We start from the raw sequence: 16,307 nt of genomic DNA on the forward strand, positions 1-16,307 counted from the left end.
TGGTGGGCGGGGCCCCCCACCCCTCGCCGGCAGCACGTCAACGCTGGCTATCTATCAGAATCCTAAGGCTGCTGACCTGCGACCTCAACGGACCACACAGCATCATTGCCATGTCCGTAGAGAACCAGCGAGAAGCGGGAACCTCTATAAATTTCGGCCCTCGCTGCGTTTGCCGGCGGCCGTACGCGCTGCCGTGGCAACGACACACTCGCCGAGCTTTCGCCAGCGGGCAGGGTCCAGAACGCATCATCTACATTTCCGATGATCACTTGAACGCGCCCCACGAAATCATTTACCTGGAAATAAGAGATTCCATCGCGCGTGAACCCATACACGTGCCACTGCGGATCCAAACTCAGATCGACCGCGATCGGCTGCGCCCTGCCCAGTCCACTTTTTGCCAGAGGAGTTCCGTGTCCATCTGACTGCGCCATTCCAACCATCGGAACCGACGCGAGAATAACGACACCCACAACACCAACAATCCTTGGAATGCGCACATTTACCTCCTGATTAAAACGTTGAGGGGAACTTCAGCGATAGTAACCGTAAGCGGACATCCATCGATAAGCCGGGGCCGCCTGAGCGGCCAGCACAGGACGACGACCCACCCGGCAACCAGACGGAGGCTGCGACATTTCGCGGCACCCCTCTCCCTAAAGTTACGCGTGAAACCGCCGCTACCAGTCCCGACCCACTCGGAACCGAGCGTACGCCTCATGCCGGCACTGTTGCAGGGCGCTGTTCTCAGCGACCCCGGTGATGCCCTGCCCCAGCGGATCCTGCTGGTGGAAAACTCGCGCACGTTCACCAGCATGCTGCGTGAGGCGATCGAGCAGCGGCTGGAGCTGCCGGTTTCGGTGGCGACCAGCCTGGCCGAGGCCGGGCGGCTGCTGGATGAGGAACAGGGTTGGTTCCTGGTCCTGACCGGGCTGGTGCTGGCCGACGGCGACCGCGATACCGTCGTGGACTACTTCCTGTCGCGCGGGCTGCCCACCGTGGTCGTCAGCGGCGTGTATGACGAGGATCTGCGCAAGCGCGTGCTGCAGCAGCAGATCATCGATTACGTGCTCAAGAACACCCCGGGCAGCATCGATTATCTGGTGTGGCTCGTGCAACGACTGGAGCGCAACCGGCGCATCGCCGCGCTGGTGGTGGATGACTCGATGTCGGCGCGGATGTACGCCGCCTCCTTGCTGCGTATGTATGGGCACGATGTCTACGAGGCCGCTGACGGCGCCGAGGGACTGAAGGCCATCGAGGCGCACCCGGCGATCCGGCTGGCGGTGGTCGATCAGGAGATGCCAGGCATGGAGGGCGTGGAATTCACCCGCCGCCTGCGCACGATGCGCTCGCGCGACAAGCTGGCCGTGATCGGGATTTCCGGCAATACCGATCCCTCGCTGATTCCGCGCTTCCTCAAGAACGGCGCCAACGATTTCCTGCGCAAGCCCTTCTCGCGCGAGGAGTTCTTCTGCCGCGTCTCGCAGAACGTGGACCAGCTCGAGCTGATCGGCACCCTGCAGGACCTGGCTACCCGCGATTTTCTGACCGGGCTGCCGAATCGTCGCTGCTTCCTGGAGCAGAGTCAGCGTCAGCTGCCGCAGCTGCACCTGGACGGCGAACAGGTGGCTGTCGCGATGATCGACATCGACCACTTCAAGCACATCAACGATACCCATGGCCACGAGGCCGGCGACGATGCGCTGCGCGCGGTGGCCGCAGCGGTCGCCCAGCATGCGCGCCAGGACGATCTGATCGCACGCTTCGGCGGCGAGGAGTTCTGCCTGCTGGTACCGGGCATGGATGAAGAGCAGGCCGTGCACTACTTCGACGAACTGCGCCAGCGCATCGCCGCGCTGGAGGTCGACCTGGGCCACACCACCCTGCGCATGACGGTCAGCATCGGGCTGTGCTGCCTGCGGCCACAGCGCGATTCACTGCACCGGCTGATTTCCGAGGCCGATCGGCAGCTGTACCTGGCCAAGGCCGGCGGCCGCAATCGCGTCCATTGCGCCACCGTGGCGACCGGCCCACGCCAGCGCGAGCCTGCCCTGGCGCCTTGATCGAGATCAACGCGGCCCCGGCCGCGACTGCCTAGAGTCGCCCCCAGTTGAACAGCGCGGGGAACGCACCATGGCACTTCTGGTCTGGCAGGACGATCTGAACATCGGTATCGATGTCATCGATCACCAGCACATGCGCATCGTGGAGATGCTCAACCACCTGCACGTCGCCCAGAAGAGCCTGGAGCGGCTGGCCGTGGCCGAGGTCATCGACGAACTGGTGGACTACACGATGTCCCACTTCGCCTTCGAAGAAGAGCTGATGGAGGAAGCCGGCTACCCGTTCTGCGCGGCGCACAAGCGCGTGCACGAAATCTTCGGCAAGCGCGTGGGCGAGTACCGGCTGCGTTTCCAGGCCGGTGAGGACATCACCGACGAGCTGCGCACGATGCTGTCGCGCTGGCTGTTCAACCATATCCGTGGCGATGACAAGGCGTACGCGCCGCAGGTCAAACAACACCTCAACCAGTTCGCGCGCGACCACCAGCAGGGCAGCTGGCTGGGCCGCACGCTCAAGCGCTTCTTCCGCTGATCAGCGCCCGCGCCGCCCCATCGCCAGCAAGGCGACGATGGTGATCAATGCGGTCACGCACAGGTAATAGCCCACCGCGACCAGGCCATAGCGCTCGGCCAGCCACGTCGCCACATACGGCGCCGGTGCGGCACCGAGAATGCCGGCCAGGTTGAACGACAAGGAGGCGCCGGTATAGCGCACCTGCACCGGGTAGATCTCGGCCAGGAAGGTGCCGCACGGGCCGTAGGTCAGGCCCATCAGGAACAGGCCCAGCGCCAGGAACCCCAGCACCAGCCACGGGCTGCCGGCCTGGAACAGCGGCGCGAACACCACGCCGAAGGCGAGGATCAGGCCGCTGGCCACGATCATCGTGCGGCGCGTGCCCCAGCGGTCGCCGTACAACGCGGAAATGGGAATGCCGGCGGCGAAGAACAGGATGCCGACCATCTGCAGCAGCAGGAACTGCTCACGCGAGTAGCCCAGCACGGTGGTGCCGTGGCCGAGGGTGAACACCGTCATCAGGTAGAACAGCACGAAGGTGGCGAACGCCCCCAGGGTGCCCAGCACCAGCGTCAGCGGATGTTCGCGCAGCACCGTCCACATCGGCAGCTTGACCCGCTCGTTGCGGTCCAGCGCGGCCTGGAATTGCGGGGTCTCGTGGATGTTCAGGCGTACCCACAGGCCGATGCCGACCAGCAGCGAACTGGCCAGGAACGGCACGCGCCAGCCCCATTGCAGGAAATCGGCCTCGCTCATCGCGCGGCCCAGCAGCAGGAAGATACCGGCCGAAAGCAGGAAGCCCAGCGGTGCGCCCAGCTGCGGGAACATGCCGTACCAGGCGCGTTTGCCGGGCGGCGCATTCTCGGTGGCCAGCAGCACGGCGCCACCCCACTCTCCCCCCAGCCCCAGGCCCTGCCCGAAGCGGCACAGCGCGAGCAGTGCCGGCGCGACCAGCCCGATGCTGGCATGCGTGGGCAGCAGGCCGATCGCCACGGTGGAGATGCCCATCGTGAGCAGCGCAGCGACCAGCGTCGCCTTGCGCCCGATGCGGTCACCGTAGTGACCGAACACCGCCGAGCCGACCGGCCGCGCGATGAAGGCCACCGCGAAGGTCGCCAGCGACTGCAGCATCGCCGCCCCATCGCTGCTTTCGGGGAAAAACAGGTGCGGGAACACCAGCACCGCGGCGGTGGCGTAGATGTAGAAATCGAAGAACTCGATGGTGGTGCCGATCAGGCTCGCCAGCAGAATGCGGCGGGGAGAGTTCACGACAGGGGCGACAGCAGGTGTGGACATCGGGCACGCAGAAAAAGGCAGCTGCCGGATTCTGCCACGGCCTTCCGCTGGCTGCCGCAATGGTTGCAGACGAGACTGTCAGCCTGTGACCGCCTCGGCGACCTGCGCATCCGGCAGGAACTTCCCCGGCACCGCAGGGTCTCAACGCGGTCACCCCGCCAGGACGGTCCCGGATGTCAGCCTCACGGAAGAGTGCCGCCCCCTTGCGCTGGGCGCAGCCGGTCGCCATCGCGGTGGTGATCGTTGTGCACGGGCTGATGCTGGGCGTGCTGCTGCGGTCTCCGGCCCCCAGTGGCGCTGCGGAGGAGGCCCGCCTGGCGGTGTACTGGCTGCCGCGGCCGTTGCCTGCACCAGTTCCCCTACCCTCGCCCGCCCCGCCGCCAGCACAGCAGCCGCCTGCGTCGCGGCGCCTGGCTGCACCTCTCGTGGCCACGTCCAGCACCGCATCGCCGGCTGCGGTGGTGGATCCGCCAGCACCACCGGCCGTACTGGAGCTGCGCGTGCCTGCCTCGCTGACGGGCAGCGGTATCGATGCCGCCTCGCTGGCGCCACGCGTGCTGGGGGATCGGGATGTGCACCTGGCATTCCAGCCCAAGCGCAAGCGCTTCCGTATGAAGGTCGGGATGACCCCGGAGCAGATCGTGCACGGCATCTTCCAGCTGATCGGCGCGTGGCCCCCGGGTTACACGGTGGACCCGTGCCGCCTGACGCGGCAGCAGATCGACTACCTGCGAAACGCCGTGGATGAAATGGATCGCGACCTGCTGCGCGAGTCGCTGATCCGCCACAGCCAGGACTGCTGAGCGGCGTCAGCCGCCCAGGTGGATCCAGGTCGCCTTGAGCTCGGTGTACTTGTCGAAGGCGTGCAGGGATTTGTCGCGGCCGATGCCGGACTGCTTGTAGCCACCGAATGGGGCGGTCATGTCGCCACCATCCCATTGATTGACCCACACACTGCCCGCACGCAGCCCGCGTGCCACCCGATGTGCGCGGCCCAGGTCGCGCGTCCATACGCCAGCGGCCAGCCCGTAGATTGAATCATTGGCCATGCGCAGCGCGTCCGCCTCGTGATCGAAGGTGAGCACCGCCAGCACCGGGCCGAAGATCTCCTCGCGGGCGATCGTGTGCTGCGGATCGACCTCGTCGAACACGGTCGGCTCGACATAGCTGCCACCCGGCACCACCTCCAGCCGCTTGCCCCCCAGCAGCAGGCGTGCGCCCTCGGCCTCGCCGCGTGCTACGTACTCCAGCACGTGGCCTGCATGCGCCTCATCGACCAGTGCGCCCATCGCGGCATCCGGCTCGAAGGGATGCTGCGGCTGCATATGCCGGCCATGCGCCAGTACGCGGGCCACGAAGGCATCCTTGATCGAGCGCTGGACAAGGAGGCGCGAGCCGGCGGTGCACACCTCGCCCTGGTTGTAGAAGATCGCGGTGGCAGCGGCCTGGGCGGCCTTGTCCAGATCGGGCGCATCAGCGAACACGAGGTTCGGGCTCTTGCCACCGCACTCCAGCCAGGTGCGCTTGAGATTCGATTTCCCGGCGCATTGCAGCAACCGCCGACCGACGGCGGTGGAGCCGGTGAACGCCAGCGCATCCACGTCCATGTGCAACGCCAACGGTTCGCCCGTCCGCTCGCCATGGCCGGGAAGCACATTGAACACGCCATCAGGCACCCCCGCCTCGGCCACCAGCGCGGCCAGGCGGATCGCGCTCAGCGGCGAGCGCTCGGAGGGCTTGAGCACCAAGGAATTGCCCGCCGCCAAGGCTGGCGCGATCTTCCACGTTGCCATCAGCAGCGGGAAGTTCCACGGCACGATCACCGCCACCACGCCCACCGGCTCACGGGTGATCAGGCCCAGCGTATCCAGCGCGGTCGGGGCAACCTCGCCGTACACCTTGTCCACCGCCTCGGCGGTCCAGCGCAGGCAGCGCACGACACCGGCCAGATCGCCCTCGCGTGCGTCGCGGACCGGCTTGCCCATGTCCAGGGTTTCCAGCAGCGCGAGCGCATCGGCGTGTTGTTCCACCAGGTCGGCCAGCCGCAGCAGCACCTGCTTGCGATGAGAGGGCGCCGCCCGCGACCAGTCGCCCGCATCGAAACTGCGCCGCGCCGCTGCGACCGCCCGATCGACGTCCGTCGTGTCGGCGTCGGCCACCTGCACCAGCACGCGGCCATCGATCGGGCTGACGCAGTCATAGCGCGCGCCACTGGCGGCGTCCACGTAGCGCCCATCGATGAAGGCCTGGCCCTGGAAGGTCAGTGCATCGGCCTGGCGTTGCCAGTCGTCACGGGTGCGTGCGGTGGTCATCAGCGTCCTCCTCGCTCACTCATTCGGGTAAGGCGGTTATACCCGTCGCCATCACGGGATGACGTGAGGCGAGTGCGATAAAGTCGTGACCATCGCGCCCTTGCGGAGTGCCGCATGCCTCGTCCCGATTCGTCGTTGTCGACCCTGGCCAGCCAGGCACCCGCAGACCTGGATGCCTACTGGATGCCATTCACCGCCAACCGCCAGTTCAAGGCGGCCCCGCGCCTGCTGGTGCGTGCGGAGGGCATGTATTACCACGACATCGACGACCGTCCGATCCTGGATGGCGCGGCCGGCCTGTGGTGCTGCAACGCAGGGCATGCGCGGCCGAGGATCGTGCAGGCGATCCAGCAGCAGGCGGCCACGCTGGATTTCGCGCCACCGTTCCAGATGGCCTCCCCCTTGCCCTTCGTGCTGGCCCAGCGGTTGGCCGCGCTGGCACCGGCCCGCTTGAACCATGTGTTCTTCACCAACTCCGGCTCCGAGGCGGTCGACACCGCGATGAAGATCGCGCTGGCCTACCATCGCCTGCGCGGCGAGGGTCACCGCACCCGCTTCATCGGCCGGGAGAAGGCCTATCACGGCGTCGGCTTCGGCGGCCTGTCGATCGGCGGCCTGCCCAACAACCGCAAGACGTTCGGGCCGTTGTTGCCCGGCAGCGATTTCCTGCGCCACACGCTCGATCTGGAGCGCAATGCCTTCAGCCCCGGCTTGCCGCGCCACGGTGCCGAACTCGCAGAAGACCTGGAACGCCTGATCGCGCTGCACGATGCATCCACGATCGCGGCGGTGTTCGTCGAGCCGATCGCCGGCTCGGCGGGGGTGATCCTGCCCGCACCGGGGTACCTGCAGCGCCTGCGCGAGATCTGCGACCAGCACGGCATCCTGCTGGTGTTCGATGAGGTGATCACCGGTTTCGGCCGGGTCGGCAACGCCTTCGCCGCGCAGCGCTTCGGGGTCACCCCGGACCTGATGACCTTGGCCAAGGGGCTGACCAACGGCGCGGTGCCGATGGGCGCGGTGCTGGCCAGCGAAGTGATCCACGACGCCTTCATGCAGGGCCCACCGGCCGCCATCGAGTTCTTCCACGGCTACACCTATTCCGGCCACCCGCTGGCCTGCGCAGCGGCCCTGGCGGCGCTGGATACCTACGCCGAAGAGCATCTGTTCGAGCGCGCCATCGAGCTGGGCGACTATTGGCAGGAGCGGCTGCACAGCCTGCGCGGGGTGCCGCATGTGGTGGACATCCGTAATTTCGGGCTCATCGGTGCTGTCGAGCTGATGCCCCGCAAGGGCGCCCCGGGCGCGCGTGGCTACGAGGTGTTCGAGCGCTGCTTCCGCGATGGCCAGTTGCTGGTGCGCTGCACCGGCGATGTGATTGCGCTGTCGCCCCCGCTGATCCTGGAGCGCAGCCACATCGACCGGATCGTGGACGTGCTGGGCGAGATGATCCGCGCCACCGGCTGAGCCTGAATCCAGCGGCGACGACGGCGACCGCCGCGATCCTTACAATGGTCGGTCACGTTTCGCTCGCGTACCGGATTGCATGGACATTGTCGTCAAAGAAGAACTCAAGGCCTACATCGACCCGCTGACGCAGGACGAGCACGACGCGCTGGAGCGCAGCATCCTCGCAGAGGGCTGCCGCGATGCGCTGGTGCTGTGGGGCGAGGTGCTGGTGGACGGCCACAACCGCTACGGCATCTGCCAGAAGCACGGCCTGCCGTTCCAGACGATCCAGAACACCCGCTTCCAGTCGATGGACGACGTCCACCTGTGGATGATCGAACAGCACCTGGGGCGCCGCAGCGTCTCCGATTTCCAGCGTGGCGTGCTGGCGCTGCGCAAGCGCGACATCCTGGCCGAGCGCCACCGCGCCGATCAGGCCCAGCTGCAGAAGGAAAGCGATGGCGAGATCAGCGGCCCGGCCGATGCTGGTGACGAGGACAGCCCGCCGTGGGCGGCCGCGCCGAAGGTCAGCCGCGCCGACATGGCCCGCGAAGCGCGCCTGAGCAGCAGCCAGGTGACGATGATCGAGCGCATCCACAAGCAGGCCGCACCGGAGCTGGTGGAAGCGGTCAAGACCGGGGTGATCTCGATCAGCGCCGCGGCCGCCGTGGCCGACCTGCCCGAAGACGAACAACGCGCCGCGGCCGCCGCCGGCAAGGACGAGCTCAAGCAGGCCGCCAAGCGCGTGCGCGAGTCCAAGCGCAAGCCGCGCAAGCCGGTCCAGGAGGTGCTGCACAGTGCCGACGGCGACGCCGAAGTCGACCCCAGCCGTGCCGCCGAGATCGCCGATGCGCTCAACGCACTGGGCGAAGGCCCTGCCGAGCTGCGCCAGCGCATCATCGCGCTGACCCTGGAAAACGACACCCTGCGCCAACAGCTGGCCGCGCTGCGCAAGCAGGTGGCGGACATCTGAGGCCTGGTTGCCGGCCAGCGGCCGGCACTACCTGTTGCTCATGCCGGGGTCGTTAAACTGCCGCCATGACGCCCACCTCCCCTCCCGACCCGCGCCGCGCCCAGCTGCGTCGGCTCAAACTGATCGCCCTGGCCATGCTGGTGGCGATGCTGGCCGGCTTCGCGGTCAGCCACTGGCACGGCGAACGCGGCATCTGGGCCTGGGTCTCGGCGTTCTGCGAGGCTGCCGCGGTCGGCGCGCTGGCCGACTGGTTCGCGGTGGTGGCGCTGTTCCGGCGCCCGCTCGGCCTGCCCATCCCGCATACCGCCATCATCCCGCGCAGCAAGGACCGGATCGCCGACAGCCTGGCGCTGTTCGTGCGCGACCAGTTCCTGGAACCGCAGGCCCTGCTGGCCCGGCTGCAGGTGTTCGATCCGGCCAGCCGCCTGGGCAGCTGGCTGGCCGAGCCGGCGCGGGCCCGCATGCTGGCCGACATGGCGCGCGGCTGGGCGCTGCAGGCGCTGGACTTCCTTGATGAGGCCGCCGTGCGGCGGAGCATCCAGGGCTTTGTGATCCAGCAGCTGCGGCAATGGAACGCGGCCGCCACCGCGGGAGAACTGCTCGGCCTGCTCACCGCCGACAACCGCCACCAGCGCGTGCTGGACGAAGGCCTGACCCGGATCAGCGACTGGCTGGGCAACGAGAAGGTCAGAGACCGCGCGTCCACATTGATCGTGGGCTACATCCAGCGCGAGTGGCCCAAGCTGGCCAGCACCGTCAACTGGGTCAAGCCGATCGACGAGATCGGTGACACCCTCGCCGAGCGCCTGGCGCATGCGGTGCTGGAGGAACTGCAGCAGATCCTGGCCCAGCCCGAGCATCCGCTGCGTCGCGATTACGAGACCTGGCTGAGCGACTACATCCAGCGGCTGCGCGAAGACCCGGCCCTGGCCGAGAAGGTGGAACAGCTCAAACAGCAGGTGATCGACCACCCGGCCGTGCAGGAGTACGTGCAGGGCCTGTGGGCGCGCATCCATGCCAGCCTGCGCGCCGACCTGGCCAGCGCGGATTCCGCACTGGCCGGCCATCTGCGCCGCAGCCTGGCCTCCGTAGGCGAGGCGCTGCAGGCCGACCCGTCACTGCGCGAAGCGTTGAACCAGCACCTGATGGACGGTGCCGAGCGCCTGACCACGCGGCTGCGCAGCGGCGTGACCGAGCACATCGCACAGACCGTCAAAAGCTGGGACGAACGCCATCTGGTCGAGCAGCTGGAACTGAGTGTCGGCCGCGACCTGCAGTTCATCCGCTTCAACGGCACCCTGGTGGGTGGCCTGATCGGCGTGATCCTGCATGCGCTGACGGTGTGGTTCCACTGGTAACGCGATGACCGCTGACGTCGGCTGGCGACGCTGGCGGAAACACCGCCCGCGTCGTTGGGTGCCTCAAGCAGCGACCGCGCGTACCGCCGCCACCAGTGCGTCCATCTGCGCCGGCGTGCTGAAGATGCCCGGCGTGACCCGCAGGCAGGCGCCCGAAGCCAGCCCTTCGCGCGGCACCACGAACACGCCGGACTGCTTCACCATCCGCTGCGAGGTGGCCGTGTTGTCGCGCATCGTGGTCTGCCCGCGCAGCCGGAACGAGGTGATCGCACTGGACAGGCGCGGATCGTCCGAGCCCAGCAGCTGGAGGCGTTCGTCGCCGCGCAACGCGTCCATCCACTGATTGCGCAGGCGCAGCAGCCGCGCCCGCTTGTTGGCCACACCGATGCGCTCGTGCAGATCCAGCGCGACCGGCAACGCCATGTAGGCGGCGAAGTTGACCGTCCCGGTGTGCACACGGGTACGGATGTCGTCGTGGTCCTGCTCGCCCATGTACGGATCCAGATCGCGCACCCGCCCGCGGCGGACATACACCGCGCCGACGCCGACCGGCGCGCCGATCCACTTGTGCAGGTTGATCCCGATGAAATCCACGCCCAGCGCGCGTAGCGGCGTATCCACCTGGCCGATGCCGTGCGCCGCATCGAGCACCACCTCCACGCCCGCCGCCCTGGCCAGCGCGGCGATCTCGGCCACCGGCAGCAGCATGCCGTTGCGGTGGTTGACGTGGGTCAGCAGGAGCAGGCGCACGCGCGGGTTGGCGGCCAGCGCGCGGCGGTACGTCTCCACGATGCTGTCATGGTCGAATGGCTCAGGCAGCGTGATCGCCACCGGCTGCACACCGCGCCGCGCCTGCAGCCACTGCATCGCGCTGATCATGCTGTCGTAGTCGGTATCGGCATACATCACCGCATCACCCGGCGACAGCCCGCGGTAGCTGCCGATCAGCACCTGCATCGCTTCAGTGGCGCCCCGGGTGAGCACGATTTCGTCGGTCTCCACGCCCAGCACCTGCGCCAGACGCACGCGGGCCTGCTCAAACAGCGGTGGAAACGCCAAGCGCCCGAACCAGGCGTTGCCGGCATTCACCGTGGCGGTGGCCTGCTGGTAGGCCTGCAGCACCGGGCGCGCCATCGCGCCCCAGTAGCCGTTGTCCAGCATCACGACCTCGTCGGTGAGGTCGTACAGCGCGCGCACCTGGGCCCACCAGGTTTCGTCGGCGGCCAGCTCGGCCGGCGTGCGCGCGCCCACTGCCGGCAGCGCCAGCGGCTCAGCGTCCATGGCGTTCGCACCGGAGAGTGCCGCAGCGACTGGCAGGGCCAGTGCGCCACGCAGCAGAGCACGTCGTTGCCGGTCCATCAGTAGCGGATCCGGTATTCGGCATAGAGGTTGCGGCCGTCGGTGTCATACGGCGCGTTCCGCGAGTAGATCAAGCCACGGCTGGCCTGGAAGCTGGCCTCGTCCGGGTAGCGGTTGAACAGGTTGTCCGCGCCGATCCGCAGCGTCTGCTGCTCGGTGACATTCCAGCTCACGGCCAGATCGACGAAGCTCATCGCTCCGAAGCGCTGGAAGATGTCGCCGGTGGCATTGCCCGAAGAGTCCGTCCATGCCCCGTAGTATCGCAGCTTGCCGAGCACGCTGAAGCGGCCCCACGCATACGTGCTGCTGAGCGTGGCCTTCTGCCGCGGCAGGCGCTCTTCGAAAATGCGGCGCTGGCTTTCATTGGTGGCCACGCCGGTGGCACCGCTGTCCACCTGGGTCTGGTTGTAGTTGTAGCCCAGCGTGGTGCTCAGCCGGCCCGCCCCGAGTGCGGTGGTGTGGCTGGCCACCACATCGACACCGCGGGTGGTGGTGTCGAAATCGTTGGTGTAGAAGCTCACCGAGGTATACGCCAGCGGATTGGGCACGCCGGCGGGCACCGCGAACGAGGCCGACTGGCTGAAACGGTCGGTGACCTTGATGTCGTACAGGTCCACCGAGCCGGAGAAGCCCAGGTCGTTCTTCCAGGTCAGCCCGAGCGAGGCGGTGCGCGATTGTTCCGGCTTGAGCGGTTGGGCGCCGAGCTGGATCGCCAGCGGATCGCTGGGCGACAGGCGACCGGTGGTGAACACCTGCAAGGTCACGGTATCCAGTCCCTGCTGGGTGCTCTGCGTGTACAGCTGGCCCGGCGTGGGCGCGCGGAAGCCGGTGGAGACCGAACCGCGCACGGCCAGGTCCGGGGTGAACTCGAAGCGGCTGGAAAGCTTGCCGTCCACGCTCTCACCGAAGGCCGAGAAGTGCTCGTAGCGGGTGGCTGCGCCGACCGTCCAGCGCGCGGTCAACGGCGCTTCGACATCGATGTAGGCCGCGCGGCTGCGCTGGCTCCAGCGCCCGGCATTGGCCGCACTGAAACCCGGCGCACCGTTGGCGCCACCGGCCAGGCCGGTGACCGCCCCCGGCCCGATCGCATACGACGCCGGATCACCGGCATCCACCCCGTAGGTTTCCTCGCGCGTCTCCGCGCCGAAGGCGATGTTGATCGGTGCGGCCAGCGCGCTGACCGGCAGCGAATAGACGATATCGGCGTTGAGGTTCTTCTCCTCCTGCGAGAGGCGGCCGAGGTAGAACGAGGTGGGGCTGTCCGGGCCGAGCGAGGCATTGATCGAATGGCCCAGCGTGTAGTCGATGCGGTTGCGCCCGTAGGAGCCGCTCACATCCCAGCGCCAGCGCTCGCCCCAGTAACCGCGCAGACCGAGCACGCCCTGCAGGTCGTCCTGCTCGTTGCCGTACTTCGGGCTGAAGCCGGTCGGGTACAGGCTGCGCGCGTCCCAGCCGGGGAACACACGGCTGCGGTTATAGACCGAGGCGGTGCCATCGGGATTGCGCCAGTTGAAATCACTGACGCCTTCGCTGTGGCCGTACAGACCGAAACCGTAGAGGTCGACGCTGTCGTTCAAGGCGAGGTTGAGGTTGAAGCCGAAATGGCGGTTTTCCAGGTCCGGCTGGCCCCAGCGCTGCACCGGATCGGGCACGACCAGATCCGGGTGGGCGTTCTGGAAGGCGATCGCATCGGCGCGCTGGCGGCTGCGCGAGGTCGCGTCGGATTTGTCCCAGTCGGCGAACAGCGACAGGCTGCCCTTGTCACCCAGCGCGAAGCCGTGCCGGCCGCCGATCTTGCGACCGGTCCCATCGCCTTCGCTGTATTCGGACAGGCCCAGCGACAGTTCCCCGCCGACGCGGTCATCCAGGATGATGTTGATCACCCCGGCGATGGCGTCCGAGCCGTACTGCGCCGACGCGCCATCACGCAGCACTTCGATGCGCTGGATCGCATGCACCGGAATCTGCGCCAGGTCCGGCCCCTGCGCGCCGCGTGCGCCCAGCAGCGCCGAACGGTGGAAGCGGCGGCCGTTGACCAGCACCAGGGTCTGGTCCGGCGAGAGACCCCGCAGCGTGGCCGGCCGCACGAACACCAGGCCATCGTTCATCGGCATGCGCTGGACCACGAAGGAAGGCACCAGCTGGGCCAGCACGTCGTTGAGGTCGGACGACTCGATCGCCTGGATCTCTTCCTGCGAGAACACGTCCACCGGGGCCAGCGTGTCGAACTGGGTGCGGTTGCTGCCGCGCGTGCCGGTGACGATCATCGTGTCCAGGGTGGCGGGGGCCGCGGCAGTCCCTGCCGGGGCGGCCTCGGCACGCGCATCGGCGGCCGTGGCAAAGGTAAGGACGGACAACACCGCTACAGCAAGCACACAACGATTCACTGACGACTCCGCGGACGAACAGAGGGGGGATGCCGTAACGGCGTGTCACGACATCCTCACAGTCTGTTGACGCGATATTGCCCGGCAATGACACGCAGGCGACGTTCTTGCAGCCCGCCACACATACGCCAGCGCACGGCTTTCCCCGCTCTCGACACCGCCATGACGCTTGTCTAACGAAATGATAATGACTATCATTCACTGATCGGCTGTACGCCTAGCCAACCGGCGCCCGGAAGCATCACGCCCTCCCCGCGCAACGCCCCGTGTACACCCCCTGATCCGCTGCCCTGCCTGCCCTGCCGCCTCTGGCAGCGTCGCTGTGCGTGCTGCCGTTTTCTCACACTGGAAGTGTTGCCATGTCCCGTTCGTCCGCGTCACCGTTGTCCCGGCCATCGTTGTTGGCCATCGCGCTGGTTGCTGCCCTCGCCGGGCCTGCACTGCCCGCCTTCGCCGAGGCCGGGCCGAATGATGCGACCACGCTGGACACGATCAAGGTGACCGCCGACGGCGAGATTCCCAATTCCTACACAGTCAAGCAGGCCAGCACCGCCACCAAGTTGAACCTGTCGCTGCGCCACACCCCGCAGTCGGTCACCGTGCTGACCCGCCAGCGCCTGGACGACATGGGCCTGTACGCGCTGTCCGACGTGATGGGCCAGGTCACCGGCGTGCATGTATCGGTCACCGATTCGGAGCGCATCAACTACATCTCGCGTGGCTACAGCATCACCAATTTCCAGATCGACGGGATGCTCAACACGTTTGGTGGCTCGCTCAAGACCAACACCGACAGCGCGATCTACGAGCGCATCGAAGTGGTCCGCGGCGCGACCGGCCTCACCACCGGTGCCGGTGATCCGTCGGGCACCATCAACATGGTCCGCAAGCGCCCGACCCAGGAGATGGCGATGAGCGCCGGCCTGACCCTGGGCCGCTGGGGCAACCAGCGCCTGGAAGCGGACATCGGCGGCCCGGTCGCGCTGGACGGCCGCGTGCGTGCGCGTTTTGTCGCCGCCAAGCAGCAGAGCGATTCCTTCCGCGATGTGTACCGTCTCGACAAGGACGTGTTCTACGGCATCGTCCAGGCCGACCTGACCGACAGCACCCTGTTCGAAGTCGGCTATGACTACCAGTCGCCGGAAACCAAGGGCGTGACCTGGGGCGTGGTGCCGTACTGGGGCCCGGACGGAAAGCCGGCCAACCTGCCGCGCTCGACCAACCTGTCGGCAAGCTGGAGCAGCTGGCCGATCGTGGAAAAGACCACCTTCATGCGCCTGGAGCAGCAGCTCGGCAACGGCTGGTCGCTCAAGGCCAGCGCGACCCAGGCCAAGCGCAACACCGATGGCGACGTCTGGTACGGCGCGCAGGGCTATCCCGCGCCGGATGGTACCGGTGTGCGCGCCTACCTTTCGCATTTCGCCGAACGCAGCGAAATGAACGTGTTCGACCTCAACGCCAGCGGCCCGTTCCAGCTGTTCGGCCGCGAGCATGAACTGGTGTTCGGCGTCGGCCAGTCCGTTCGCAAGGGCGAATCGCCTGCCTCGGAGTTCGTGCAGCCGCCGGGCTACGACGTGGTACCGGACTGGCGCACCTGGACCGGCGACGTTGCCCCGTTGCCGCTCACCCGGCATGACTGGCTGGCCTCGGAGAACGAGCTGACGCAGAAGGCCGCCTACGTGGCCGCCCGCCTGCAGCTGGCCGATCCGTTGCTGGCCGTGCTCGGCGCGCGCTATGGCAGCTGGGAGACCCGCAGCTGGCGCTATACCAACGATGCGGCCGGCAACCGCACCGGTACCACCCGCGGCGGCTACAAGCCGGACGATTCGCTGACCCCTTATTTCGGCCTGGTCTACGATTTCAGCAGGCAGTTCAGCGCCTACGCCAGCTACACCGACATCTTCCAGCCGCAGGACTACCGCGACAAGAACAACGATTACCTGGAGCCGGTGGTCGGCGACATGTGGGAGGCCGGTCTGAAGGGTGAATTCTTCGGTGGCCGCCTGAACACCTCCGCCGCGGTGTTCAAGGGCGAGAAGGACAATGTCGCCGAGCTCGATGATTCGGTACCGGCCGCCTCGCTGCCCGATGGCAGCAGCGCCTACCGTTCCACCGGCAAGGGCAACAAGGTCAAGGGCTGGGAACTGGAAGCCCAGGGCAGCCTGACCGAGAACTGGAACGTCTCGGCCGGTTTCGCGCACACCACCATCCGCAACCAGGCGGGCGTGGCGCAGAACACCACCAACCCGGTGGACACCTTCCGGCTCAACACCAGCTGGCGCCCGAGTGGTGAGTGGAACCGCCTCTCGCTGGGGGGCGGCGTGACCTGGCAGAGTCGTATCTACCGCGCCAGCACCAAGCCGCGTGCCGATTACGCGACCAGTGGCCGCACCGAATCGGCGTTCATCACCCAGGATGCGTTCTACCTGGTGAATGTGTTCGCCGCCTACCGCTTCAATGACAATTTCTCCGCGCAGCTCAACGTCAACAACCTGCTCGACAAGAAGTACTACAGCAACGTCGGTTTCTACAACGGCGTGTACTGGGGCGAACCGCGCAACGTGATGTTGAACCTGCGCTGGAAGCTCTGACA

Annotated in this window: 12 protein-coding genes; 7 read left to right on the forward strand and 5 right to left on the reverse strand. The window is 67.2% G+C overall.

All coding sequences use genetic code 11. The features are described 5' to 3' along the window. Window positions 1-62 precede the first annotated feature (62 nt). A complete protein-coding gene (locus ABE483_RS16055; RefSeq protein WP_346482022.1) occupies window positions 63-500 on the reverse strand; it encodes a hypothetical protein in 438 nt (145 codons plus the stop codon). A 219-nt stretch (window positions 501-719) separates the two neighbouring features. Between ABE483_RS16055 and ABE483_RS16060 the strand changes: the two genes are divergently transcribed. Then, the gene (locus tag ABE483_RS16060) at window positions 720-2,066 is read left to right on the forward strand and encodes a diguanylate cyclase (RefSeq protein WP_313217783.1); all 1,347 of its coding nucleotides are present in this window, start codon (window positions 720-722) and stop codon (window positions 2,064-2,066) included. 70 nt (window positions 2,067-2,136) lie between these two features. After that, window positions 2,137-2,598, forward strand: a complete 462-nt coding sequence (locus tag ABE483_RS16065; RefSeq protein ID WP_313211262.1) for a bacteriohemerythrin — start codon at window positions 2,137-2,139, stop codon at window positions 2,596-2,598. Here the strand turns inward: ABE483_RS16065 and ABE483_RS16070 are convergent, their stop codons facing one another. After that, window positions 2,599-3,876 carry an MFS transporter gene (locus ABE483_RS16070; RefSeq protein ID WP_313217782.1) on the reverse strand — a complete coding sequence of 426 codons (1,278 nt, stop codon included), beginning with the start codon at window positions 3,874-3,876 and terminating at the stop codon, window positions 2,599-2,601. Between the two features lie 173 nt (window positions 3,877-4,049). Between ABE483_RS16070 and ABE483_RS16075 the strand changes: the two genes are divergently transcribed. Then, a complete protein-coding gene (locus ABE483_RS16075; RefSeq protein ID WP_346482023.1) occupies window positions 4,050-4,679 on the forward strand; it encodes a hypothetical protein in 630 nt (209 codons plus the stop codon). Window positions 4,680-4,685: 6 nt separating this feature from the next. Here the strand turns inward: ABE483_RS16075 and ABE483_RS16080 are convergent, their stop codons facing one another. After that, window positions 4,686-6,188: an aldehyde dehydrogenase gene (locus ABE483_RS16080; protein ID WP_346482024.1), complete on the reverse strand. Its 1,503-nt coding sequence runs from the start codon at window positions 6,186-6,188 to the stop codon at window positions 4,686-4,688. Between the two features lie 114 nt (window positions 6,189-6,302). Between ABE483_RS16080 and ABE483_RS16085 the strand changes: the two genes are divergently transcribed. The 3 genes from ABE483_RS16085 (at window position 6,303) to ABE483_RS16095 (ending at window position 9,968) form a co-directional block, all read left to right on the forward strand. Beyond that, complete coding sequence (locus ABE483_RS16085) at window positions 6,303-7,655, forward strand: aspartate aminotransferase family protein (RefSeq protein ID WP_346482025.1); 1,353 nt, start codon at window positions 6,303-6,305, stop codon at window positions 7,653-7,655. Between the two features lie 79 nt (window positions 7,656-7,734). Beyond that, window positions 7,735-8,610, forward strand: a complete 876-nt coding sequence (locus tag ABE483_RS16090) for a plasmid replication/partition related protein (protein ID WP_346482026.1) — start codon at window positions 7,735-7,737, stop codon at window positions 8,608-8,610. A 65-nt stretch (window positions 8,611-8,675) separates the two neighbouring features. Continuing rightward, the gene (locus ABE483_RS16095) at window positions 8,676-9,968 is read left to right on the forward strand and encodes a DUF445 family protein (RefSeq protein ID WP_346482027.1); all 1,293 of its coding nucleotides are present in this window, start codon (window positions 8,676-8,678) and stop codon (window positions 9,966-9,968) included. A gap of 63 nt (window positions 9,969-10,031) precedes the next feature. Here ABE483_RS16095 and ABE483_RS16100 read toward each other — a convergent pair whose 3' ends face one another. Further along, on the reverse strand, window positions 10,032-11,327 hold the full coding sequence (locus ABE483_RS16100) for an aminotransferase class V-fold PLP-dependent enzyme (protein WP_313217777.1): 1,296 nt from the start codon (window positions 11,325-11,327) through the stop codon (window positions 10,032-10,034). After that, window positions 11,327-13,687: a TonB-dependent receptor gene (locus ABE483_RS16105; RefSeq protein ID WP_083279878.1), complete on the reverse strand. Its 2,361-nt coding sequence runs from the start codon at window positions 13,685-13,687 to the stop codon at window positions 11,327-11,329. The genes ABE483_RS16100 and ABE483_RS16105 overlap by 1 nt, the downstream gene beginning before the upstream one ends. A gap of 386 nt (window positions 13,688-14,073) precedes the next feature. Here ABE483_RS16105 and ABE483_RS16110 point away from each other — a divergent pair, with 386 nt between their 5' ends. Then, complete coding sequence (locus ABE483_RS16110; protein WP_346482028.1) at window positions 14,074-16,305, forward strand: TonB-dependent siderophore receptor; 2,232 nt, start codon at window positions 14,074-14,076, stop codon at window positions 16,303-16,305. Window positions 16,306-16,307 lie beyond the last annotated feature (2 nt).

The sequence above is a fragment of the Stenotrophomonas sp. TWI602 genome (assembly GCF_039674045.1).
Classification (GTDB): Bacteria; Pseudomonadota; Gammaproteobacteria; order Xanthomonadales; family Xanthomonadaceae; genus Stenotrophomonas.